This window comes from Kitasatospora sp. NBC_01560, assembly GCF_045208415.1.
In the GTDB taxonomy this organism is placed as follows: Bacteria; Actinomycetota; Actinomycetes; order Streptomycetales; family Streptomycetaceae; genus Kitasatospora.
The window spans coordinates 2,266,825-2,289,155 of the sequence record NZ_CP109364.1; the positions used below are offsets into that span (position 1 = coordinate 2,266,825).

General features: G+C 72.4%; 18 protein-coding genes and 1 pseudogene. 7 read left to right on the forward strand and 12 right to left on the reverse strand.

Annotated elements, in window-relative coordinates:
- Positions 1-54 precede the first annotated feature (54 nt).
- The 5 genes from OH807_RS09365 (at position 55) to OH807_RS09385 (ending at position 8,434) form a co-directional block, all read left to right on the forward strand.
- Positions 55-1,257 carry an SLC13 family permease gene (locus OH807_RS09365; protein WP_406196264.1) on the forward strand — a complete coding sequence of 401 codons (1,203 nt, stop codon included), beginning with the start codon at positions 55-57 and terminating at the stop codon, positions 1,255-1,257.
- 247 nt (positions 1,258-1,504) lie between these two features.
- Positions 1,505-5,059 (forward strand): DNA polymerase III subunit alpha, encoded by a 3,555-nt coding sequence (gene dnaE / locus OH807_RS09370; protein WP_406196266.1) that lies wholly within the window; start codon positions 1,505-1,507, stop codon positions 5,057-5,059.
- 179 nt (positions 5,060-5,238) lie between these two features.
- Positions 5,239-6,261 carry an LLM class flavin-dependent oxidoreductase gene (locus OH807_RS09375; RefSeq protein ID WP_406196268.1) on the forward strand — a complete coding sequence of 341 codons (1,023 nt, stop codon included), beginning with the start codon at positions 5,239-5,241 and terminating at the stop codon, positions 6,259-6,261.
- 153 nt (positions 6,262-6,414) lie between these two features.
- Entirely contained in the window at positions 6,415-7,218 is an 804-nt protein-coding gene (locus OH807_RS09380) for a thymidylate synthase (protein WP_406196271.1), read from the forward strand.
- A gap of 337 nt (positions 7,219-7,555) precedes the next feature.
- Positions 7,556-8,434 carry a helix-turn-helix transcriptional regulator gene (locus tag OH807_RS09385; RefSeq protein ID WP_406196273.1) on the forward strand — a complete coding sequence of 293 codons (879 nt, stop codon included), beginning with the start codon at positions 7,556-7,558 and terminating at the stop codon, positions 8,432-8,434.
- Positions 8,435-8,493: 59 nt separating this feature from the next.
- Here the strand turns inward: OH807_RS09385 and OH807_RS09390 are convergent, their stop codons facing one another.
- From OH807_RS09390 to OH807_RS09420, 7 genes are read right to left on the reverse strand one after another with little or no spacing between them, the layout of a single operon-like run.
- On the reverse strand, positions 8,494-9,477 hold the full coding sequence (locus OH807_RS09390) for an aldo/keto reductase (protein WP_406210851.1): 984 nt from the start codon (positions 9,475-9,477) through the stop codon (positions 8,494-8,496).
- A gap of 32 nt (positions 9,478-9,509) precedes the next feature.
- Positions 9,510-11,144 (reverse strand): vanadium-dependent haloperoxidase, encoded by a 1,635-nt coding sequence (locus tag OH807_RS09395; RefSeq protein WP_406196275.1) that lies wholly within the window; start codon positions 11,142-11,144, stop codon positions 9,510-9,512.
- A 42-nt stretch (positions 11,145-11,186) separates the two neighbouring features.
- Positions 11,187-11,885 carry an AAA family ATPase gene (locus OH807_RS09400; RefSeq protein ID WP_406196277.1) on the reverse strand — a complete coding sequence of 233 codons (699 nt, stop codon included), beginning with the start codon at positions 11,883-11,885 and terminating at the stop codon, positions 11,187-11,189.
- 8 nt (positions 11,886-11,893) lie between these two features.
- Positions 11,894-12,937 carry an AvrD family protein gene (locus OH807_RS09405; protein WP_406196279.1) on the reverse strand — a complete coding sequence of 348 codons (1,044 nt, stop codon included), beginning with the start codon at positions 12,935-12,937 and terminating at the stop codon, positions 11,894-11,896.
- A gap of 3 nt (positions 12,938-12,940) precedes the next feature.
- Positions 12,941-13,213 carry a phosphopantetheine-binding protein gene (locus OH807_RS09410; protein WP_406196282.1) on the reverse strand — a complete coding sequence of 91 codons (273 nt, stop codon included), beginning with the start codon at positions 13,211-13,213 and terminating at the stop codon, positions 12,941-12,943.
- Positions 13,207-13,932 carry an SDR family NAD(P)-dependent oxidoreductase gene (locus tag OH807_RS09415; RefSeq protein ID WP_406196285.1) on the reverse strand — a complete coding sequence of 242 codons (726 nt, stop codon included), beginning with the start codon at positions 13,930-13,932 and terminating at the stop codon, positions 13,207-13,209. The genes OH807_RS09410 and OH807_RS09415 overlap by 7 nt, the downstream gene beginning before the upstream one ends.
- Positions 13,929-15,275: a class I adenylate-forming enzyme family protein gene (locus OH807_RS09420; protein ID WP_406196288.1), complete on the reverse strand. Its 1,347-nt coding sequence runs from the start codon at positions 15,273-15,275 to the stop codon at positions 13,929-13,931. Before OH807_RS09420 ends, OH807_RS09415 begins: the two co-directional genes overlap by 4 nt.
- A 143-nt stretch (positions 15,276-15,418) precedes the next feature.
- Here OH807_RS09420 and OH807_RS09425 point away from each other — a divergent pair, with 143 nt between their 5' ends.
- On the forward strand, positions 15,419-16,351 hold the full coding sequence (locus OH807_RS09425) for an NADP-dependent oxidoreductase (protein ID WP_406196291.1): 933 nt from the start codon (positions 15,419-15,421) through the stop codon (positions 16,349-16,351).
- Positions 16,352-16,388: 37 nt separating this feature from the next.
- On the opposite strand, the gene OH807_RS09430 is transcribed toward OH807_RS09425, so the two are convergent.
- The 3 genes from OH807_RS09430 to rpe all read right to left on the reverse strand — a co-directional run bounded on the left by OH807_RS09430 (position 16,389) and on the right by rpe (position 19,520).
- Positions 16,389-17,348, reverse strand: coding sequence for a pirin family protein (locus OH807_RS09430; RefSeq protein WP_406196293.1), 960 nt, complete (start codon positions 17,346-17,348; stop codon positions 16,389-16,391).
- A 208-nt stretch (positions 17,349-17,556) separates the two neighbouring features.
- A complete protein-coding gene (locus OH807_RS09435; protein WP_406196296.1) occupies positions 17,557-18,639 on the reverse strand; it encodes an alpha/beta hydrolase in 1,083 nt (360 codons plus the stop codon).
- Between the two features lie 197 nt (positions 18,640-18,836).
- A complete protein-coding gene (rpe, locus tag OH807_RS09440) occupies positions 18,837-19,520 on the reverse strand; it encodes a ribulose-phosphate 3-epimerase (protein WP_406196298.1) in 684 nt (227 codons plus the stop codon).
- 399 nt (positions 19,521-19,919) lie between these two features.
- Between rpe and OH807_RS09445 the strand changes: the two genes are divergently transcribed.
- Positions 19,920-20,777, forward strand: coding sequence for an SCO6745 family protein (locus tag OH807_RS09445; RefSeq protein WP_406196301.1), 858 nt, complete (start codon positions 19,920-19,922; stop codon positions 20,775-20,777).
- An 81-nt stretch (positions 20,778-20,858) separates the two neighbouring features.
- On the opposite strand, the gene OH807_RS09450 is transcribed toward OH807_RS09445, so the two are convergent.
- Both OH807_RS09450 and OH807_RS09455 read right to left on the reverse strand, forming a co-directional pair.
- Positions 20,859-21,536, reverse strand: a complete 678-nt coding sequence (locus OH807_RS09450; protein ID WP_406196303.1) for a C39 family peptidase — start codon at positions 21,534-21,536, stop codon at positions 20,859-20,861.
- Positions 21,537-21,802: 266 nt separating this feature from the next.
- Positions 21,803-22,297, reverse strand: a pseudogene (locus OH807_RS09455) (DUF4188 domain-containing protein); the annotation flags it as partial.
- Positions 22,298-22,331: the final 34 nt, after the last annotated feature.

A 22,331-nucleotide genomic window follows, 5' to 3' on the forward strand; every position in this document is an offset into this window, starting at 1 on the left:
CCCGGGCCCGGCCCGGCTTCGACGTGGGCACGGCCCTGTGCGACCCTGGCGGGCGTGTTTGCCCTCCGGACCACCCTGCGACGCCTCCACCCGTTGGACTGGGTGGCCGCCGCGCTGCTCGGCTGCGGGCTGCTGTTCCTGGCCACCGGCCTGCTGCCGACCGGCCCGGCGGGCGAGGCGGCCGCCCGGATCACCCCGCTGCTGGCCTTCCTCGCCACCGTCGTCGTGCTGGCCGAGCTGACCACTGCCGCCGAGGTGTTCGACGTGGTGGCGGCGGGGGTGGCCCGGGTCGGGCGGGGCAGCTACCCGCGGCTGTTCCTGCTCTGCGTGGCCTTCGCCGGGCTGACCACGATCGCCCTGAACCTGGACACCACCGCCGTGCTGCTCACCCCGGTGATGCTGGCGCTCGCCACCCGGGTCGGCATCGCCCCGCTCCCGCTGGCGATGACGACGGTCTGGCTGGCCAACACGGCGAGCCTGCTGCTGCCGGTCTCCAACCTGACCAATCTGCTGGCCGCCGAGCGGGTCGCGCTCTCCCCCGCCGGCCTGGCCCGGGTGATGTGGGCGCCGCAGCTGGCCGCCCTCCTGGCGACGATGGCCTGCCTCTGGTGGTTCTACTGGCGGCGCGGCCGCCGGGGCGCCGCCGACTACCTGCCGCCGCCGGCCCACCGGCCGGCCGATCCGGTGCTGTTCCGGATCTGCGGGCTGGCCTGCACCGGCTTCCTGCTGGCGACGCTGCTGACCGGCCTGCCGCTCTGGGTCGCCTCGGGGACGACCGCGGCGGTGGCCGTGCTCGCCTTCGCCGTCCGGCGCCCGGCCGCGCTGCGGGCCTCGCTCGTCCCGTGGCGGCTGCTGGTGATGGTGCCGGGGATGTTCCTGGTGGTGCAGACGGTCGACGCGCACGGGCTGCACCGGGTGCTGGCCGAGGCGGTCGGGACGGACGGCGGGGTGGTCGGCATGTTCCGCGCCTCCGCGGTCGGCGCGGGCCTGTCCAACCTGCTCAACAACCTGCCGGTGTACCTGGCCGGCGAGGCCGCCGTCCCGGCGGGCAACCACCACCAGCTGCTCGCGCTGCTGATCGGCACCAACATCGGCGCGCTGGTGACGCCGTGGGCCTCGCTGGCCACCCTGCTCTGGTACGAGCGGTGCCGCGCGGCCGGCCTGCGGGTACCGCTGCGCGGGGTGGCCGCCACCAGCGCCGTCCTGGCCGTCGGGGGCGTCCTGCTGGCCACCTCCGCCCTCGCGCTGACCTCCTGAGGCCTCCCACGTCACCGTCCGGGCGGGCCCCGCCCCCCCGGCCCCGCCCCCCGGTCCGGCGCCGCGCGCCGGCGGCGCCACGCGGACCCCGGCGGGGAGCCGCCGACGGCACGGGGGCGTCCTGTCAAGGACCGGCGGCCCGGAGGCCCGCCCGGGCGAGTCGCCGGCGCCGACCGGTTAGCCTGGACCGTTCCGCCCCGGGTCGCGCCCGCCCCGGGACACCCCCCGCCGACGAGGAGCCCGCGCCGTGTCCGACACCTTCGCGCACCTGCACGTCCACACCGAGTACTCGATGCTGGACGGGGCCGCGAAGAACGGCAAGCTCTTCGCCGAGGCCGAGCGGCTGGGCATGCCGGCCATCGCGATGAGTGACCACGGCAACATGTTCGGCGCGTACGAGTTCTTCCACGCCGCCGCCAAGACCGGCGTCAAGCCGATCATCGGCATCGAGGCGTACGTCGCCCCGTCCTCGCGCTTCCACAAGAAGCAGGTGTTCTGGTCGCCGGGCGGCCAGCGCCCGGCCAGCGCCGACGGCGAGGGCGGCAAGGACGTCTCCGGCGGCGGCCGCTACACCCACATGACCATGTGGGCCCAGAACGCCACCGGCCTGCGGAACCTCTTCAAGCTCTCCTCGCTCGCGTCGATGGAGGGCTACTACATGAAGCCCCGGATGGACCGCGAGCTGATCGCCGCCAACGCCACCGGCATCATCGCCACCACCGGCTGCCCCTCCGGCGAGGTGCAGACCCGGCTGCGGCTCGGCCAGTACGACGAGGCTGTCAAGGCGGCCGGCGCCTACCAGGACATCTTCGGCAAGGAGAACTACTTCCTGGAGCTGATGGACCACGGGCTGTCGATCGAGCAGGACGTCCGCCAGGACCTGCTGCGCCTCGCCAAGCAGCTGGACATCCCGCTGCTGGCGACCAACGACTCGCACTACGTCACCGCCGACCAGGCGGACGCCCACGACAGCCTGCTCTGCGTCGGCGTGGGCAAGAACAAGGACGACCCGAACCGGTTCAAGTTCAACGGCTCCGGCTACTACATCAAGACCGCCGACGAGATGCGCGAGCTGTTCCGCGAGCTGCCGGAGGCCTGCGACAACACCCTGGCGATCGCCGAGCGGGTCGAGTCGTACGGGGACGTGTTCACCTACGTCGACCGGATGCCGCAGTTCGACGTCCCCGAGGGCGAGAGCCAGGCCTCGTTCCTGCGCCAGAAGATCGCCGCCGGCCTCCAGCACCGCTACGGCGACAGCCCCAGCCAGGAGGTGCTGGACCGGGTCGAGCTGGAGATGGGCGTGATCACCCCGATGGGGTTCGACGCCTACTTCCTCGTGGTCGCCGACATCTGCCAGTACGCCCGGGACAACGGCATCCCGGTCGGCCCGGGCCGAGGCTCCGCGGCCGGTTCGATGGTGTCCTACCTCACCCGGATCACCGAGCTGGACCCGCTGGAGCACGACCTGCTGTTCGAGCGGTTCCTCAACCCCGAGCGCATCAACCCCCCGGACGTCGACATCGACTTCGACGACCGCCAGCGCGACCAGATGGTGCGCTACGTCACCGACAAGTACGGCTCCGCCTACACCGCGCAGGTCAACACCTTCGGCACGATCAAGGCCAAGGCCGCCGTCAAGGACGCCAACCGCATCCTCGGCTACCCGTTCGCGATGGGCGACCGGATCACCAAGGCGATGCCGCCGGACGTGATGGGCAAGGGCGTCCCGCTCGCGGACCTCTTCAACGACAAGCACCCCCGGTACAACGAGGGCACCGAGATCCGGGCGCTGTACGACAACGAGCCCGATGTCAAGAAGATCATCGACACCGGCCTGGGCATCGAGGGCCTGATCCGCGGCACCGGCGTGCACGCCGCCGCCGTCATCCTCTCCTCGACCCCGCTGCTCGACCTCATCCCGCTGCACATGCGGGACAAGGACGGCGTGATCATCACCGGCTTCGACTACCCGTCGTGCGAAGCCATGGGCCTGATCAAGATGGACTTCCTGGGTCTGCGGAACCTGGGCATCATCGACCACTGCATCAAGATCGTCAAAGCCAACCGCGGCGTGGACGTCGACATCGAGAAGATCCCGATCGACGACCCCACCACCTACCAGCTGCTGGCCCGCGGCGACACCCTGGGCGTGTTCCAGCTCGACGGCGGCCCCATGCGCGCCCTGCTCAAGCTGATGAAGCCCACCGAGTTCGCCGACATCTCCGCCGTCTCGGCGCTCTACCGGCCCGGCCCGATGGGCATGAACTCGCACACCAACTACGCGCTGCGCAAGAACGCCCAGCAGGAGATCCTGCCGATCCACCCCGAGCTGGAGGAGCCCCTCAAGGAGGTCCTCGGCCCCACCTACGGCCTCATCGTCTACCAGGAGCAGGTGCAGCGAGCCGCCCAGGTGCTGGCCGGCTACAGCCTCGGACAGGCCGACCTGCTCCGCCGCGCGATGGGCAAGAAGAAGAAGGAGGTGCTGGAGAAGGAGTTCGTCCCGTTCCACGCCGGGTGCAAGGAGCGCGGCTACTCCGACGCGGCCATCCAGGCCGTCTGGGACGTCCTCGTCCCGTTCGCCGGCTACGCGTTCAACAAATCGCACTCCGCCGCGTACGGCCTGGTCTCCTACCAGACGGCCTACCTCAAGGCGAACTACCCCGCCGAGTACATGGCCGCCCTGCTCACCTCCGTGGCCGACGACAAGGACAAGATGGCCGTCTACCTGGCGGAGTGCCGCCAGATGGGCATCAAGATCCTCTCCCCCGACGTCAACGAGTCCGTCGTCGACTTCACCGCCATCGGCAGCGACGTCCGCTTCGGCCTCAAGGCCGTCCGCAACGTCGGCGTGCCGGTGATCGAGTCCCTGGTGAAGACCCGGAAGGAGAAGGGCAAGTACGCCTCCTTCCCGGACTTCCTGGACAAGGTCGAGCTGGTGGTCTGCAACAAGCGCACCGTCGACTCCCTGATCAAGGCCGGTGCCTTCGACTCCCTCGGCCACACCCGCCTCTCGCTCAGCACCGTGCACGAATCGGCGATCGACGCCGTGACCGGGGTGAAGAAGCAGCAGGCCATCGGCCAGGACGACCTGTTCGGCGCCCTCGACGGCGGCGACGACGGCCCCGGCATCGGCCTGGACTTCGTGCTCACCGACCGCGAGTGGCCGCGCCGCCAACTGCTCAGTCTGGAGCGCGAGATGCTCGGCCTGTACGTCTCCAGCCACCCGCTGGACGGCGCCGAGCACATCCTCTCCAAGAACCGCGACAGCTCCATCGCCGAGCTCCTCGGCTCCGGCCGCACCGAGGGCGAGGTCCGGCTGTCCGGCCTGATCACCGCCGTCGACCGCCGGATCAACAAGGCCGGCAACGCCTGGGCGATCATCACCCTCGCCGACCGCGACGGCTCGGTCGAGGTGCTGTTCTTCCCCGCCACCTACAACCTGATGGCCGAGCAGATGATCGAGGACAACGTCGTCTCGGTCCGCGGGCGCCTCAACGAGCGCGACGGCTCGCTGAGCATCTTCGGCCAGGAGCTCACCACCGTCGACGTCTCCTCCGCCGAGCTCGGCACCAAGCCACCCGTCCAGATCACCATGCCGCTCGGCAAGATCACCGCCGGGACGGTCGCCGAACTCAAGCTCGCCCTCCAGGCCCACCCCGGCGACGTCCCGGTCCGCCTGCTGACCACCAGCTGGGACAAGGACACCCTCTACGAACTCGGCTTCCGGGTGAACCCCGACAACGGCCTCGCCTCCGACATCAAGACCCTCCTCGGCACCCACTCCTGGTCGGGCACCGCGTAACGGGCCGCGTAACGGGCCGCGGGACACCCCGCGCAACGCCCGCCCCGGCCGGGGCACTTCGCCGGCCGGGGCGGAGCACCGTCCCGGGCGGGCGTAGCGTCGTGCCCGGCGGATCCGACGTGCCCGACGGGCCCGGCGGCCACGCCCGCACGACCGGCGACCCGACCTGGAGGAACCTCATGCCACTGGCCTCACGCCCGCTACGGAAGCTGGGCTTCCTGACCATCGGCCTGTTCGACGAGGCCGACCCCCGCCGCGGCCACGAGTCGACCCTCGAAATCATCGAGCTGGGCGAGCAGTTGGGCTTCGACACCGCCTGGCTGCGGCACCGGCACCTGCAGTACGGGATCTCCTCGCCGGTCGCCGTCCTCGCCGCGGCCTCGCAGCGCACCCGGCGGATCGAGCTCGGCACCGCCGTCATCCCGCTCGGCTGGGAGAACCCACTGCGCCTGGCCGAGGACCTCGCCACGGTCGACCTCCTCTCCGGCGGCCGGCTGAACCCGGGCGTCAGCATCGGCCCGCCCGCCCACTTCGAGCAGGTCCGGGAGGCGCTCTACCCCGGCACCGGCGAGCACGAGGACTTCGGCCACGACCGCGCGCTGCGGCTGCTCGGCCTGGTCCGCGGCGAGCCGGCCACCGACTTCGAGGGCACCGAGGGCTTCGAGGTCTACTCGCGGCGGGTCCAGCCGCACTCCCCGGGCCTGGCCGGCCGGATGTGGTACGGCGGCGGCAGCCTGCGCTCGGCCCGCTGGGCGGGCGAGAACGGGATGAACCTGCTCACCAGCAGCGTCGTCAAGGCCGAGGAGTCCGAGGACTTCGCGCAGATCCAGCTGTCGCACATCCGGACGTTCCGCGCCCACCACCCCGACGGCGAGCGGGCCCGCGTCTCCCAGGGGCTCGTCGTCATCCCGACCGACAGCGCCTCGCCGGAGCAGCGCGCCCGCTACGAGGCCTACGCCGAGACCCGGACGCCGCGCACCGCCACCCCCCAGGGGCCGGCCCGGCTGATGTTCGAGCGCGACCTGGTCGGCACGTCCGCGGAGATCGCCGAGCGGCTGTCCGCCCACGCCGCGTTCCAGGAGGTGGACGAGGTCGCGTTCGCGCTCCCGTTCACCTTCGGGCACGAGGACTACGTGCAGATCCTCACCGACATCGCCGGGCACCTCGGCCCGGCCCTCGGCTGGAAGCCCCGCACGGACTGACCCCCGGGTCGTACCGCCCGGCGCGCCGCGGCGGGCGGTACGCCGGACCGGCCCGGCGGCGACACCGGCCGCCGGCTCCGCGCCGACCGCGCCCGGGCCCTGCCGGTGACCAGGGCGGACGGCCGGGACGGCGCAGCGGGCGGGGTAGGATCGATGCCCGTGGCGGACACCCAGTACGAAGACCTGTTGCGACTGGTACTCGACTCCGGAACGGCCAAGGCCGACCGGACGGGCACCGGCACCCGGAGCGTCTTCGGGCACCAGTTGCGGTACGACCTCGCGCAGGGGTTCCCGCTGGTCACCACCAAGAAGGTGCACCTGAGGTCGATCGTCCACGAGCTGCTCTGGTTCCTGCGCGGCGACTCCAACGTGCGCTGGCTGCAGGAGCACGGCGTCACCATCTGGGACGAATGGGCCGACGAGAACGGCGACCTCGGCCCGGTCTACGGCGCCCAGTGGCGCTCCTGGCCCACCCCGGACGGCCGGCACATCGACCAGATCAGCGGCGTCCTCGACACCCTGCGCGACGACCCGGACTCCCGCCGGATGATCGTCTCCGCCTGGAACGTCGGCGAACTGTCCGCGATGGCCCTCGCGCCGTGCCACGCCTTCTTCCAGTTCTACGTCGCCGACGGCCGGCTCTCCTGCCAGCTGTACCAGCGCAGCGCGGACCTCTTCCTCGGCGTCCCGTTCAACCTCGCCGGCTACGCCCTGCTCACGCACATGATGGCGCAGCAGGCCGGCCTCGAACCGGGCGACTTCGTCTGGACCGGCGGCGACTGCCACATCTACGACAACCACGTCGAGCAGGTGACGGAGCAGCTCTCCCGCAGCCCGTTCGACCTCCCCCGGCTGCGGCTGCGCCGGGCCGACTCGCTCTTCGACTACGCCTACCCCGACGTCGAGGTGCTCGACTACCGGCACCACCCGGCCATCAAGGCGCCCGTCGCCGTGTGACCCCGGCCGGCGGGGCTCCGGCTCCGGCCCGGTGGACGCGGCTCCGGCCCCGGCCGGACCTCGTGGCACCGCCGGGCCCGGCCGGTGCAGCCCGATCACCATCGAACCTGTTTTCGACACACCATCAACTACCCTGATCCCAGCCGCGTGGCTCGTGCCGGAACTCAGTCCGGGGCCTGGCCTCCCGGCGGGCACACCTGCTTTGTTTCCCGTACGTCTTGATCCGTGTCACACGACAAGCAGACCGCCGGCGAAGCCGGCAGGAGGGGAGCACATCCTGTACACCATCAACGGCCGGTCGACAGACGCCCGGAGCACGCTGTCCACATCGGAGGCCGTGTCGGCGGTGGCATCGGGCGACCCTGCTTCGGCAGTGCGCCGCCGCTCATCGGCGAGGGACCGACGCCGCACGGAGCTGCGGGACTTCCTGGTCAACCGGCGCGGCCGGCTGACCCCCGAGGCCGTGGGCATCCCGAACTACGGACGCCGGAGAACACCCGGCTTACGACGGGAGGAAGTGGCCTTCCTGGCGGGAGTCAGCGCTTCCTGGTACCAGTGGCTCGAACAGGGCCGGGACATCTCGGTGTCTCCGCAGGTACTCGACGCCATCGCGCGGGCGCTCCGCCTCGACCAGACCGAACGCTGCTACCTCTACGCGCTGGCCGGCCTGAATCCTCCGGTGCCCCTCCATTCCGAACCCCTCGAAGTGGATGTCATGCTCGCGCGCCTCGTGGAGAACAACTCCCCCTACCCGGCATTCGTCGTCGACCCCTACTGGAACCTGGTGGTTGCCAACGAGGCCACGTACGACATTCTCGGGTACCGCAAGACCTATCGGAACTCCATAGTGGCCTTCTTCACAAGTTCTCGACTGCGTGAACGAATCGTGAACTGGAGCGAGCTCGCGCCGTGGATAGCGGCACAGTACCGGTACGGAATGATCAACCGGTCGCACGACCTCGGATACGAGATCATCATCGGCGAACTGATGAAACAGAGCCCGGATTTCGCCGAACTGTGGTCCCGGCACGACGTGCAGGCCGAGGGCGTGAACTTCAAGATCCTCAACCACCCCGAGCTCGGAGAGCTGCACTTCGACGTCGCGCGGATGCGCATCCCGCAGTTCGCCGACCTGTTGATCGTCCTCTACACGCCGCGGCCCGAGAAGGAGACGGGCGTGGACACCAGAGGGATCATCCAGCGCGCCCGCGGCTGAGTGCGCGCAGGCCGACGGGGTGCCGCCGAAACGGCTGAGCACCCCGTCGGCCGTCCGCGTCAGCCGTTGAGCGTGGCCATCATCGGGGCCGGGTAGCGGTCGCCGACCGCGGTTCCCGTGGCGAAGACCGCGGACAGCTCCTCGGCCTCCGCGTCGGTCAGGACGATCTCCAGCGCCGCGGTGTTCTCGTCCACCCGCTCCGGGCGGGTCGTGCCGGGGATCGGCACGACCGACTCGCCGGCGCGCAGCACCCAGGCCAGTGCCACCTGAGCGGTCGTCACGCCCCGCTCCAGGGCGATCTCCTGGAGCCGGCCGAGCAGCTTGCGGTTGGCCGCGAGGTTGTCGCCCTGGAAGCGCGGGGCGATCCGCCGGAAGTCGTTGTCGGCGAGGCCGTCGACCGAGGAGATCGCCCCCGTGAGGAACCCGCGGCCGAGCGGGGAGTACGGCACGAAACCGATGCCCAGCTCCGCCAGGGTCGACAGGACGTCGCCCTCGGCGTCCCGCGTCCACAGCGAGTACTCGGACTGCACCGCGGTCAGCGGGTGCACCGCGTGGGCGCGCCGGATCGTCTGCGCCGAGGCCTCGCACAGGCCGAGGTAGCGCACCTTGCCCTCGGCCACCAGCTCGGCCATGGCCCCGACGGTCTCCTCGACCGGGACCTTCGGGTCGACGCGGTGCTGGTAGTAGAGGTCGATGTAGTCGGTGCCGAGACGCTTCAGCGAGCCCTCGACGGCCCAGCGCACCGTCTCGGGGCGGCCGTCCGGGATCCGCGGCGGGGTCTCGGGGGAGTACGTGCCGAACTTGGTGGCCACCACCACCTCGGCCCGGCGGCCGGCGATCGCCCGCCCGATCAGCGTCTCGTTGGTCTCCGGGCCGTAGTGGTCCGAGGAGTCGAGGAAGTCGACCCCGAGGTCGAGGGCCCGCTCGATCGTGGCGATCGAGCGCGACTCCTCGACGGAGCCGTACCCGAAGGTCATGCCCATGCACCCGAGGCCCACCGCCGAGACGTTCAGACCCTGGCTTCCGAGCTGTGTCCTGCGCATCATCGTTTCCTGTCTTCTTTTCTCTGCCGGGTTCAGATGGTGATGGTGGTGCCGTCGAAGCGGGTGAGGGAGAAGCTGCCCTGCTCGTTGAAGAGCGGCTTCTGGGCCCGCATCACCTCGACGGCGATCGACTCGCCGAGCGTGTACGCCTCAGTGTTGTCGCTGCGGTAGTGGACGCCGGCAGAGGCGCGCCCCGCACCGATGTTGGCCGCCAGCTTGGCGAGCTCGCCGCCGATGGTCAGGGAGTCCTTGCCGGCGCCCGTGTACGGCACGAGGGAGGTGCCGTCGGCGCTCGGCACGACCGGGTCCGTCAGGACGTACGACTCGTTGAACCACGCCTTGAGCACGGTCGTGCACGCGCCCGCGACGGTCGCGTGGCCGCTCTGGTACGACGGGCTCATCGGCGAGCCTTCGGGGAAGGACTGGGGCAGCAGGTAGGAGCCGTGCGCCGCCAGGGACCGGTCCAGCACCTCGGAGTCGAGGATCTCCTTGGCGATCAGCCCCGCGTAGCGGCCGGGGCTGCGCCGCAGCTGCACCTCGATCCGCCCGCCGAACGCCTCGGGCCGCACGCGCCGGTGGACGAAGAACTGCTGGTACTCGGTGTGCTTGATGGCCCGTACGGCCACCTCGGCGATGAGCGAGACCAGGTGCGGCGTCCCGAAGGTGGGGAAGCCCATCTGGTTCTTGGAGGCCAGGTAGGGGTTGCCCCGGTCCTGGACGTCCGCCTGCGGCAGAGCCAGCATGATCAGCGCGGCGTTGAGGTACGCCTGGTAGAGCACGTCGAAGTGCGTGTAGTGCGCCAGGTCGCGCGGGGTCTGGATGTGGCGGGTGTGGGTGAAGTCCCGCTGGGTGGTGCGCGCGGCGCCACGCTGGAGCGCGAGCCACTCACCGAACTCCGCGCCGTAGTTCACGCCCGGCTGGACGGTGTCGTGCAGCTGCGGCACGCGCAGGGTGCCGTACTGGACGGGCCGGAGCAGGAACTGCGAGACGAACGGGCCGACCAGGTCGGCCGGGGTGTTCCCGCGGAACAGCGCGTGCGGGGTGACCTTGCCCTCCTGCTTGGGCATCCGGCCGGCGGAGAAGGTCGACAGGTCGGCGGCCGCCGTGGCGGCGAGCGCCGAGTCCTCGAAGTCGGTGAACTTTTCGTCGCGCAGGAGCGCCAGCCAGTACAGCTCGGCCATCTCGGCGGCCACGTGCGCGCTGTTCATCCGGGGCGCGGCCGGGACGACCAGCTTGGCGAAGTCCGGCCCGGCGAGGTCGTACACGAGACCGCCCTGCGGGCCGAGCTGCTTGCGCTCGCCGGCCATCGGGATCGCCTCGAAGTCGGCGGGCTTCCCGCTCGTGAGGGCCTTCAGCATCAGCGTGTAGGCCGGGAGGTCGACCTCGCCGAGATCGTTGTGCGGCAGGCCCTTCGAGTAGTTGCCGAGCCTGCCGGGGAGGGACGACTCCTCGCCGTTCACCGGGTGGTCGGGCAGCGTGGCCGGATAGTCCCGCTCGGCGGCGGCCTTGCGCAGCGCGCGGCCGGTCCGCGTCCGCTCGTTCATCCGCGCCGTGGCGGCGGATTCGCCGGCCGCGTACGAGGGGGAGGCGGTGCCGGTCTCCGCCGCCGTGAGGCCGAGGGCGGCGGACAGGGCCGCGGTGGACCTGAGGAGGGTTCTACGGTGCATCGGTGGTCCCGTTCTCATGGGTGCGTACGTGGCCGGGCGGGCTCAGGAACGTTCGGTCTCAAGGCGGAAGTCCTGGGCGTCGTAGTCGCGCCTGCCGAGTTCGAGGGCGCGCTCGATGCTCATCACGGGGGTGCGGCCGAGGGCGGCGGTGATCTTCTCCATGCGCTCGGGCATGGTGCCGCTGACCCGGTACAGGGGGATCCCGAACTCCTCCACGGTCTCCAGGAGCATCCGGTCGATCGTGTCGCGGAAGCCCTTGTTCATCGGGCGGTGGCCGTCCGAGGTGATCTCCAGCTCGTGCTCCAGGTGGATGAACACGTCGTAGGTCTGGCGCACGTGCGCACGGAACGCCTTGCCGTACTCGTCGACCACCTCACCGAAGAAGCGCATCTCGTCACTGGCCCCGGGGGCGAGGCCGCCCTCGTTGGCGGCGGTGGCGTTGGGGTTCATGCCGTGGGCGACGCGGGCGGCGCCGTACAGCCACTCCTGGAGGGAGGAGCCGTCGGACAGGAAGGTGTCGCCGAGCTTGGCCTCCTCCACCGCGCGCCCGCAGTGGCGGCGCAGCATCAGGTGCAGGAACTCGGCGGGGGTCACCTCGGCGAGCGCCTTTCCGGGAACGGCCTCCGGAAGGATCTCGCGGATCGTCCGGGCCAGGGTGCGCGGAACGCCCAGGTAGTGCGAGAGGGCCATGACCGTGGAGGTTTTGCCGGCCGAGTAGGTACCGGATACGGAGATCTTCATGTCAGCCCTCAGATGGTCTGGCCGTCGGCGAACGCCGCTGCGTGCTGCGGGAGTTCATGGGCGAAGGAGCACTGCATCTCGTAACCGCCGAGGCGGGCGGCGACGGTGACGTCACGCCACAGTCCGCCGCGCAGCGGCACGAGCCACTTGTCGGTGAAGGCGACGTGGGCGGCGGCGGGCCGGGCCGCGAGGTGGGCGGGGCCCACCGCGGTCAGGACCGTCTTCTGCATCCAGAGGGTGTTGCTGTCCTTGCGGCTGATCCCGTCGAGTTCGTACAGCAGCACCTGGATGAGCTGGAGGTTCGTGACGAAGCAGTCGACGGGCGAGAGGCCGGCCGCGAGGTGGTCGCCGTCCAGGCCGTCGGTGACCGCCTGGTAGCCGGGCAGGCTCCGGGTGGTGACGGTCGCGGTGGCGGTCGACTCGCCCACGTCGGCCCGGACGTCGCCGATCGTGTGCTCGCGCAGCTTGAAGCCCTCGCCGTAGTAGCGGCCGGCGGCCGCTCCGAGGACGGCGTCGAGCGAGGGGTAGGCACCCTCCTCGGTGATCCTGGCCGGCGCCGCGTGCTCGATCTCGTACCGGGCCGTCATCACGCCCACGTGCGCGGTGAAGGTCGACACGTGGCCGCCCTCGGCGGTCGGGTCCTCGCGGGTGCCCCGGAGCTCGGCCGCCGCGGACAGGCCGGTCAGGTCCTCCTGCGGGGTGGTGCCCGCCTTGAGGGTGATCTTCCTGACGCGGGCCCGACGTCGCTGCCCGACGTCGAGCCGGTGCGTGTGGACGAGGTACGCCTCGGACAGCTGGAGCCCGATCACCAGCATGTCGACGGTGCTGACGTGCGGGAACAGGTCGGTCGACGCCTTCTTCTTCGACCAGTCCCGCGGGTAGGAGAGCGAGATGACGGCGGTGACCGCCGGCCGCTCCCCCGGGGTGACACGCACATCCTGGACGGTGTACTCGGCGCGGCGGTAGCCGGCCGAGAAGAAGCGGGTGTCGGCGGGGCCGAGGTAGTCCTCGACGGACGACAGGTGCAGCAGGGCGGGTGCGGACGTGGACATCGCTCAGGCCTCCTTGCGGGCTCTCAGCGCCTGCTCGTACGCCTGGGCGAGGGCGCCGACGGTGCGCAGGGCGGCGAAGCCCTCGCCCTCCGCGAAGGGGTCGACACCGATCGCGGTCTCCAGGCGGATGATGAGCCGGGCGAAGGCGAGGGAGTTCAGGCCGAGCGCGCTGAGCTCGGTCTCGGCGGTGACATCGCCGAGGTCGTCGGCCATGTCCGCGTCGAGGACCGCCGCGACCTCCTCGACGACCACGGTCCGCACGTCAATTGTCAGCATGTGATTCCTCCATCGATGACGAGTCGCTGGCCGGTGACGAAACCGGCCCGCGGTGAAGCGAGGAAGAGCACGGCGTCGGCGATCTCTTCGTGGTCGCCGAGCCGGCCGAGCGGGGTGCGGCGCCGGATGCGCTCGCGGTACTCCTCGGTGACGACTGCCGTCATGTCGGAGTCGAAGAAGCCGGGCACGACCGTGTTGACCCGGATCCCGGCGGGGCCCAGCTCGCGGGCGAGGCTGTGGGTCAGACCGTCCAGGCCCGCCTTCGCGGCGCTGTAGGCGGCCACACCGCGGTAGCCGCGGACGGCGTTGACCGACGAGACGTTGACGATCTGGCCGCTGCCCGAGGCCACCATGGACCGGGCGACCACCTGGGCCAGGGCCACGGGTGAGGTCAGGTTGGCGGTGATGAGGGCTTCGACCTGCCGGGGCGGCATCGTGACGAACAGGCCCTGGTCCAGCACGCCGGCGTTGTTCACCAGCAGATCGACCCGGCCGAAGTGCCGGATCGCGGCCTTGGCCGCCTCCCGCACGGTGTCGGGCTCCTGGAGGTCGGCCCGGATCCAGAAGAACCGGTCGGGCTCGGCCTTCAGGGTCTCCTCGACGAAGTCGCCCGTGCTCCGGCTGAAGGTGGCGACCTGCCAGCCCTCCGCGAGCAGGCGGGTGACCAGCGTCCGGCCGAGGCCGCGGCTGCCGCCGCTGACCAGCGCGACGCCGCTCACGCCGTGGTCCGGAGCTTCTTGAAGCGGTCCGAGTGCTGCTCGTCCGCGGACACCCGGACGATGAGGGGCGTCTTGTACGGCTCCAGGCGGGTGGCGCAGTACTCCTGCACGCGGGCCGCGACGCTCTGCTCGTCCTCCGGGCGCACGAGCTTGACCGTGGCCTGGACGACCATGCCGGTCACGGGGTTGCGCCGGCCGGAGACGGTGACGTCCGCGATGTTGTCCACTTCGAGCACGACGTTCTCGACCTCGGCCGGGTAGACCTTCTCCCCGCCCACGTTGATGATCTCCGACCGGCGGCCGAGGATCTTCAGGTACTCGCCCTCGCACACCACCATGTCCTGGGTGTCGAAGTAGCCCTCCTCGTCGAAGGGCGCCGGCGCGTTGAGGTAGCCGAGCATGGCCATCTCCGAGCGGACCCGCAGCACCCCGTCGACGACCTTGTAGTCGAAGCCGTTGCCGCTGCCGAGCTTGACCCAGAGGGAGGAGTCGTCCTTCGACTTGGTCGGCAGGATGCCCAGTTCGGACAGGCCGTAGGTCTGCTTGAGACGCACGTCGGGGAGGGCCTCGTGGAAGGCCCGCAGGGTCTGCTCGGGCATCGGCTCCGTCCCGTACGAGACCAGGCGCAGCGAGGAGGCGTCGTGGTTGCGGCAGGCTCCGGAGACCAGGGCCATGGTGAGGAAGGTCGGCGTGGTCGGCAGCACCTCCACCCGGTGCGCCGCGACGGCCGCGAAGACGCTGTCCGGGGTGCGCTCGGCCACGGTGACGACCGCACCGCCGTGCACGATGGTGTGCAGCAGGGTGTTGATGCCGCCGATGTGGTCGAGGTTGAGGAAGGAGAGCGTGCGCGCCGCGCGGCCGCCCTTGTAGCGGGCGAGGACCTTGGTGAAGTCCAGGACGGATGCCTTGCTGCGCCCCGTGGTGCCCGAACTGAAGAGGACGAGCCCGGGCCGCTCCTCACGGCGCAGCGCGGCGAAGAGCTCGTGGCTCGCCGAGCGCCCCGTCGCGGTGATGCTCACCCCCGCGTCCGCCCCGTCGAGGGTGATGACCGTCTCGACCTCGGCGATCTCGTGGAACTCGGCCCGCTTGGCGTCCGGCAGCGCGACCAGCGGCACGATGATCGCGCCCGCCTCGATGAGGGCGACGAGCGCGGCGCAGGCCTGCGGGGAGTAGGCCGACTCCAGTGCGACGACCCGCCCCGCACGGATCCCGTGCTCGTCGAGTCGGGCCCGCCACTGCTCGACGGCGGTCAGCAGAGTCCGGTAACTCGTGGTCCGACCATGGAAGACGATCGCCTCTCGGTCACCGTGCGACCGCAGCGCCTCTGTCAGTAACTGGCTCATGCAGCGATCATGAAGCCGCCCCGACGGGCCAGAAAGGTGGGCGCTGGTCCTGGTGTCACGGCCACCAGCCAGGCGCTCCGCCGAGGACCTACGTTGAGCAACTGTTGCCTTCCCGCGTTTCTTCCGACCACGACAGGAGCACCATGCGCGCGATCAGCCAGCAGGACGTCTACGGAGGCCCGGAGGTCCTCGCGGAGGTCGAACTGCCGGTGCCGAAGCCCGGTCCCGGCCAGGTCCTCGTCCGCGTACGGGCCGCGGGCGTCAACCCCACCGACTGGAAGGGCCGGGCCCGGAAGGGGTGGTTCGAGCGGCCCCCGCGGGTCCTCGGCTGGGACCTCTCCGGCACGGTGGAGGAGGTGGGCTTCGGGGTCGCGCTCTTCCAGCCCGGCGACGAGGTGTTCGGCATGCTGCCGTACCCGCACGGGGTGGGGTCGCACGCCGAGTACGCCGTCGGCCCGGCCCGTGCCTTCGCCCGCAAGCCGGCCGGGATCGACCACATCCAGGCGGCCGCCCTGCCGCTGGCCGCCCTCACGGCCTACCAGGCCCTGGTCGACACCGCCGACGTCCGGCCCGGACAGCACGTGCTGGTCCACGCCGCCGCCGGCGGAGTCGGTCACCTCGCCGTCCAGCTGGCCAAGCACCTCGGTGCCCGCGTCACCGGCACGGCCAGCGCCGCCAAGCACGACTTCGTCCGCTCCCTCGGCGCGGACGACGTGATCGACTACCGGACGGTGGACTTCCGCGACGCCGTCCGGGACGTCGACACGGCGCTGGTGCCGCTGATCGACGAGACCCGCATCCGCACGGTGGACGTGCTGCGCCCCGGGGGCACCTTGGTCGCCCTGCTGCCCGGCGCGACCGAGGACGAACTCGCCGCGGCCGCCCGCCGTGGCATCCGCTACGTCGCGATGCTGGTGGAGCACGACCGCACGGGCATGACGGCCATCGCCGAGCTGGCCGGCAAGGGCGTACTGCGCGCCCACGTGCAGGAGGTCGTCCCGCTGTCCGAGGCCGCCCGCGCCCACGCCCTGGGCGAGCAGGGCCATGTGACCGGCAAGCTGGTGCTGGTGCCCTGACCGGCGTCCCGGCCTCCGCGGGCCGGCCCGCCGCGGGTCAGCGGATGCGGCCGCGGGGTTTGAGCGGGGTGGCGGGGAGTTGGGGTGCGGGCAGGCGGGGGCCGGCGTAGCCGTGGACGGTGCCGAAGCGGGTGGTGGTCTCCCAGTCGGTGCGGGCCCGGAGGATCTCGTCGTGGGTGCGGCCGATGAAGTTCCACCACATGACGAGGTGTTCCTCGAAGGGGGCGCCGCCGAGCAGGAGCAGGGAGCTGCCGGTGCGGGCGTGGAGGGGGAGTTCGCGGCGGTCGGTGCCGAGGTAGAGCATCGAGCCGGGGTCGAGGAGGGCGCCGTCGACGTCGGTGCGCCCGGACATGGTGAGGACGGCGTACTCGAAGCCGGGCTCCAGGGGCAGGCGCAGGTCGGCGCCCTGGGTGAGGGTGAGGTCGGCGCCGACCAGGGGGGTGTGGGTGGTGCCGGGCGAGGTGGCGGTGTCGAGGGTGCCCAGGATGACGGTGGCGTGCAGGCCGGGGGCGGTGACGGCGGGCAGGTCGGCGTGGTGCTCGAAGGCGGGGTCGGTGTGCCGGTGGGCGTCGGGCAGGGCGACCCAGAGCTGGGCGCCGTGCAGCAGGCGGGCGTGCTCACGGGGGGACTCCTCGGAGTGGGAGATCGCCCGGCCGGAGGTCATCAGGCCCAGCTCGCGCGGGCGCACCGTCCGCAGGCTGCCCAGGCTGTCGCGGTGCAGCACCTCGCCCTCGTGCAGCCAGCTGACCGTCTGCAGGCCCATGTGCGGGTGCGGCGGCACCTGCATCCCCGGCTCACCCGCGATGTCGTCCGGACCGTAGTGGTCGACGAAGCACCACGCCCCGACCATCCGCCGTCCCAGATTCGGCAGCAGCCGCCGCACCACCGTACTGCCACCGAGGGGCACCTGACGGGCGGTCAGCAGCTCGTGGACCGGTCCGGTGCCGGCCTCGCCGCCGCAGCGGGTCGGCGCGGGCCTGGGATCGAGGTTGCTCATGCGCGGATCCACCACCGTACGGATCTGGGGCCGGGGAGTCGGACACGATCATCCACCACCCGCCGCGGTTCCCCGGCGACGACAGGCCCGGCGGGGCGGGCGGGCGCGTGGGGCGGGCGCGCGGGGCAGGCCGGCGGACGCACGGGCCGGGCGGGCGCGTGGAGCGGGCGCGTGGAGCGGGCGCCCGGCCGGCCGGTGACGTGGCCGGTCAGCCGGTGGCGCGGCCGGCCAGGGCGTGGCCGAGGAAGGAGACCGCGTCCGGCAGGACCTTGCGCCAGTACGCCGCGTCGTGCACCCCCGGGGTGAAGCGGGCCTGGACGGTGTCGCCGGTCAGCTTGCGCGCCGCGTCGCAGAAAGGGTCCTCGGTGCCGCACCAGACGCCGATCGGGCGGCCGTGCGGCTGGTCCTGGTGGAGCAGCGGCTCGTTCTCGCGCCAGTCCGCCTCGTCCTTGAAGACGCCGACCGCCTTGGCGTCCCCCCAGCTGCGGAACAGGGCCGGGCTGAGCACGGCGACCGGGCCGAAGCCGGCGCCCCGGTTGCGGGCGTAGCGGAGCGAGCCGAAGCCGCCCATCGAGATGCCCATCGCGGCCTCGGGTGCGCGCAGGCCCTGCTTGGCGAGCCAGCCGGGCAGCTCCTCCAGCAGCATCTTCTGCGGGTCGTCGCCGGACGGCGTGCGCCGCCAGTACGTCGCGTCGCCGCCGTCGACGGCGACCACCGCGAACGGGGGGACGCCGGCCGCGATGGCGGCGACCAGGATCTGCGGCAGCCCCAGGTCGGTCCAGGCCTGGGCGGTGGCGCCGCGGCCGTGCAGGGCGACGCAGACCGGCAGGTCGGCCGGGCGGGCGATGCCCTGGGGGACGATCGTGATCATCTTCACCGGGACGCCGCCGCGGGCCGCGGAACGCTGCTCCTCGTTGCGGAGCGAGGGGACGACCGCGGCGGAGGCGCTCGCCGACGGCGTACCGGAGCCGGCCGCGGTCTGGTCCCCCGCGGAGGCGCCCGGGGTGCCGGGGCCGCCCGGCGCGCCGCCGCCCGGCGCGCCGCCGTCCGGCGAACCGCCGCGCAGCGCCAGCACGGCACCGGCGCCGACGGCGGCCAGCCCGCCGATCCCGAGGCCGGCCTTCAGCAGCCGGCGGCGGGCGAGCAGCCCGGACAGCGCGGACCCGGGCGCGGCCGCGCCGATCACGGGCGGCGCCGGGGGCAGCGGCGGCGCTGCGGGCGGTGGCGGCACCGCCGCCCGCGGGCCGGTGCCCACTCCGGCGTACCCACTCCCCCGGTGGTCCAGGTCCACGGTTCTCCCCTCCGACAGTCAGCCAGCACTGTACGTCGGGTCCGGCCGCCTGTTCGCACCGCATCCGTCACAGCTGATCAACAACCGATCATGACCGGTCGTCCGCACGGCCGTGGATCCGGCCCCGGACCGGCGCGCGGTGCGACCGCCGACGCGCGGGCGGGACAGCCGGCGGACGGGCGGGGCCGCCCGGCCGGTCAGTGCCGGCAGGCCCACCCGGCGTCCGCCGTCGCCGCGTCCGCCAGGCCGCGCAGCTTGGCCACCGCCTCGGCGGGATCCGCCGCCCCGTACACCGCCGAACCGGCCACGAAGACGTCCGCGCCCGCCTCGGCGCAGCGCTCGATGGTGCTCGCCGAGACGCCGCCGTCGACCTGGAGCCACAGCTCCAGGCCGTGCTTGTCGATCAGCTGCCGGGTGCGGCGGATCTTCGGCAGCATGATGTCCAGGAACGCCTGACCGCCGAAGCCCGGCTCCACCGTCATGATCAGCAGCATGTCCAGCTCGGGCAGCAGGTCCTCGTACGGCTCGATCGGGGTGGCCGGCTTGAGCGCCATGGAGGCGCGGGCGCCCTTGGCCCGGATCTCGCGGGCGAGCCGGACGGGCGCGGCGGCGGCCTCGACGTGGAAGGTGACGGAGCCGGCGCCGGCCTCGACGTACTGCGGGGCCCAGCGGTCCGGGTCCTCGATCATCAGGTGGCAGTCGAGCGGGATGTCGGTGGCGCGGGCCAGCGACTCGACGATCGGGACGCCCAGCGTCAGGTTCGGGACGAAGTGGTTGTCCATCACGTCGACGTGCAGCCAGTCCGATCCCCGCACGGCCTCGGCCTCGTCGGCGAGCCGGGCGAAGTCCGCGGACAGGATGCTGGGGTTGATCTGCGCCATTACCGATGCCTTCGTCCGAGGGGTCCGGTGCCGGGTACGGGCACCTCCGCCCCATCATCTCGCGGGGAACGGGCGCGGCCGAATCCGGCGGGTTCCGGACAGTGAGACCTCCCCGTGACCCTCATCACACCCCGGGCGGGGTTATCGTGACCGCCGCCGTGGTCATCAGCCCTGTGCAGCACCGTCGTTCGTCCGGTTTCCGCTCCGCCGGCCGCCCGCTCGCCGGCCCGCCCGACCCACCGCACCACGCGCACCATGTGCACCACACGCATCGCCCTGCACCACGCATCGCCGCCCCGTTCCACGCACTGCCGCGCACCACGCACCGCCCCGTTCCACGCACCGCCGCCCCGTCCCCGTGCTCCCCGCATTCCGTGCTCGTCCGAGGAAGGTCTTCCGTTGGCCGAACTGGTCCATCCCGCCCGCGCCCTGTGGTGGCTCTTCGAGCCGGTGCACGCCGTCACCTACTTCTCGCCCGAGGGGCGCGCCGCCTTCGAGGCGGCCGGGCTGCGCGGCGCCTGGCGCGGCTACTTCGCCGGCCGGGCGGCGCCGCTGGGCGCGGTGGACGCACCGCCGGTGATCGCCGCGTTCTTCAGCTTCGCCCCCGCCATGGTGGAGCGCGCACTGCCGGAGATCTGGAAGCACGCCGACCCGGACGCCGCACTGGCCGCCCGGATCGAGGGCTCCTCGGCGGCACTGGAGCGGCTGCTGGAGCACGTCGACCGGCAGCAGATCGAGCTGGTCGCCGACCAGCTGGAGCAGGCCGTCCTCCGGCTGGACTGCGCCGGCCGGGTGCTGTCCGCCGCCAACGCCGCGCTCCCCCGCCCGGCCGGTCTCTTCGGGCGGCTCTGGCAGACCGCCACGGTCATGCGCGAGCACCGGGGTGACGGCCACGTCGCCGCGCTGGTCTCCGCCGGGCTGGACGGCTGCGAGGCCCTGGTGGTGCGGTGCGCCCTGGACGTCCGCCGCGAGGCGCTGCAACCGTTCCGCGGCTGGACCGACGAGGAGTGGGACGCGGCCGCCGCCCGGCTGGTGGAGCGCGGCTGGCTGACCGAGCAGGGCACGATCACCGAGTGCGGGCGGATCCGCCACCAGTCCCTGGAGGCCGCCACCGACCTGGCGGCCGCCCGCGTCTGGGAGAACTACCCGCGCGAACGGCTCGACCGGCTCGCCGCCGCGCTCAAGCCGATCTCGGCGCTCTGCCGCAGCGCGCTGCCGCCGATCAACCCGATCGGGCTGCCCGCGACCGCGGGGTAGGCGGCCGGCCGGCACGCCCCGGGCGTCCGCGCCCGGGGCGGGGCCGGGAGCCCGGCACCCCCCGGTCGGAGCCGGGCCGGATCACCCGGCCCGGCCGGGGCCGCCCGGCTCCGAGTCGCTCCCGGGCGGCCCGAGCACGATCCCCCGGCCCGCGTAGAACCGCTCGAACTGCCGCCACGGCACGTGCGCGTAGGCCTGCGACTCCCCCGCGAAACCGGACGGGTTGTGGATCACCAGCGCGGTGCCCGTGGTGCCCACCGCCAGCACCAGATGCCCGCCGCGCCGCTGCGGATCGGGCCCGTCCGGGTCACGGATCGCCGGGTGCACCGACAGCATCACCAGCCCGCCGCCGGCCACCGCCGCCGCCACCTCCGCCGGCGTCAACTCCCTTGCCTCCGCGGCCAGCCCCCACCGCTCACGGACGTACCCGGCGAACGGCGTGTGGATCAGCCCGCGCAGCCGATCGCCGTCCCGCTGGTACGCCCCGGCCGCCAGGCACTCCCCGGCCAGCGGCACCGCGGCCGGCGCCACGCCCCACCAGTGGTCCAGCGCCATCCGCAGGCAGGCCACCCCGCAGAGCCGCCACGACCAGTACTCGTACTCCTCCGGGGAGGCCGCGCCCGACTCGCCCCAGCGCGGATCGTCCGCCGCGGCGACCGCGCCGCCCACGATCTCCCGCACCAGCCCGGCCGACTCCCACTGCGCGTAGTAGGGCACCTCGTGCACCACGGCCGCGCCGCCGCCACTGTCCTGCTCCACCGTCCCCATCCCCCGACGCTCTCACGCCGGACGGGCGCAGCCGTTTTGCGACACCCCTCCCCCGTCGCCGACCTGCCGGCACCCCCGCACGCCGGCCGGCACTACGGGGCCCCGGTGCTCCCCGGCACGGGCTCGGCGGCCGCCGAGGCCGCCGTGGGCTGCGACTTGGGCTCCGGCTTGGGCCCCGGCTTGGGCCCCGCCTTCGACCCTGCCTTCGAGGCGGGCTGCGACTCGGGCTTCGACTCGGGCTGTGCGCCGGGCTTCGGCTCGGAGCGGTAGGAGAGCCGGTCAGCCGCGCTCCGCCCGCGGTTCTCGACCGGCACCGAGCCGGTGGCCCCCGCCAGCCCGAACGGCGGCATGTCGAAGTAGATCGCCTCGTAGGAGCCCTCCGGCACGATGTACGTCTCGTGCCAGAGCCCGACGTGCCCGCGCACCCGGCCGCTCCGGAGCTTGCGGTTGACCATGCCCCAGGCCTTGCGGTGGAAGGCGTCCGGCGCGGCGGCGTACTGGTAGAGCTTCTCCTTCGACTCCCAGTACTGGACGACGTAGTAGGTGCGCGGCGAGGCGGTGAGCAGGATGCGTCCGCGCAGCCCGCGGGCCGGGTCCTTGGCCAGCTCGTGGAGCATCCGGAACATGGCCAGCATCACCGGCCCCCAGTGGTGCACCGCCCAGAAGCGGTTGATGCGCATGCCGATCAGCAGCACCACGGTGTCGCCCGTGGCCCCCGCGGTGGTGTAGCCCGGTGTCGGTTTGGCGAACACGTCTGCCTCCAGCTGTCCCCTCGCCCCATGTAAT

What these genes read in the sequence shown, in the direction of transcription:
- OH807_RS09375 (WP_406196268.1), top strand. Translation starts at nt 5,239, where the DNA reads ATGCCACTGGCCTCACGCCCGCTACGGAAGCTGGGCTTCCTGACCATC.
- OH807_RS09380 (WP_406196271.1), top strand. Translation starts at nt 6,415, where the DNA reads ATGCCCGTGGCGGACACCCAGTACGAAGACCTGTTGCGACTGGTACTC.
- OH807_RS09390 (WP_406210851.1), bottom strand. Translation starts at nt 9,477, where the DNA reads ATGCGCAGGACACAGCTCGGAAGCCAGGGTCTGAACGTCTCGGCGGTG.
- OH807_RS09395 (WP_406196275.1), bottom strand. Translation starts at nt 11,144, where the DNA reads ATGCACCGTAGAACCCTCCTCAGGTCCACCGCGGCCCTGTCCGCCGCC.
- OH807_RS09400 (WP_406196277.1), bottom strand. Translation starts at nt 11,885, where the DNA reads ATGAAGATCTCCGTATCCGGTACCTACTCGGCCGGCAAAACCTCCACG.
- OH807_RS09405 (WP_406196279.1), bottom strand. Translation starts at nt 12,937, where the DNA reads ATGTCCACGTCCGCACCCGCCCTGCTGCACCTGTCGTCCGTCGAGGAC.
- OH807_RS09410 (WP_406196282.1), bottom strand. Translation starts at nt 13,213, where the DNA reads ATGCTGACAATTGACGTGCGGACCGTGGTCGTCGAGGAGGTCGCGGCG.
- OH807_RS09420 (WP_406196288.1), bottom strand. Translation starts at nt 15,275, where the DNA reads ATGAGCCAGTTACTGACAGAGGCGCTGCGGTCGCACGGTGACCGAGAG.
- OH807_RS09425 (WP_406196291.1), top strand. Translation starts at nt 15,419, where the DNA reads ATGCGCGCGATCAGCCAGCAGGACGTCTACGGAGGCCCGGAGGTCCTC.
- OH807_RS09430 (WP_406196293.1), bottom strand. Translation starts at nt 17,348, where the DNA reads ATGAGCAACCTCGATCCCAGGCCCGCGCCGACCCGCTGCGGCGGCGAG.
- rpe (WP_406196298.1), bottom strand. Translation starts at nt 19,520, where the DNA reads ATGGCGCAGATCAACCCCAGCATCCTGTCCGCGGACTTCGCCCGGCTC.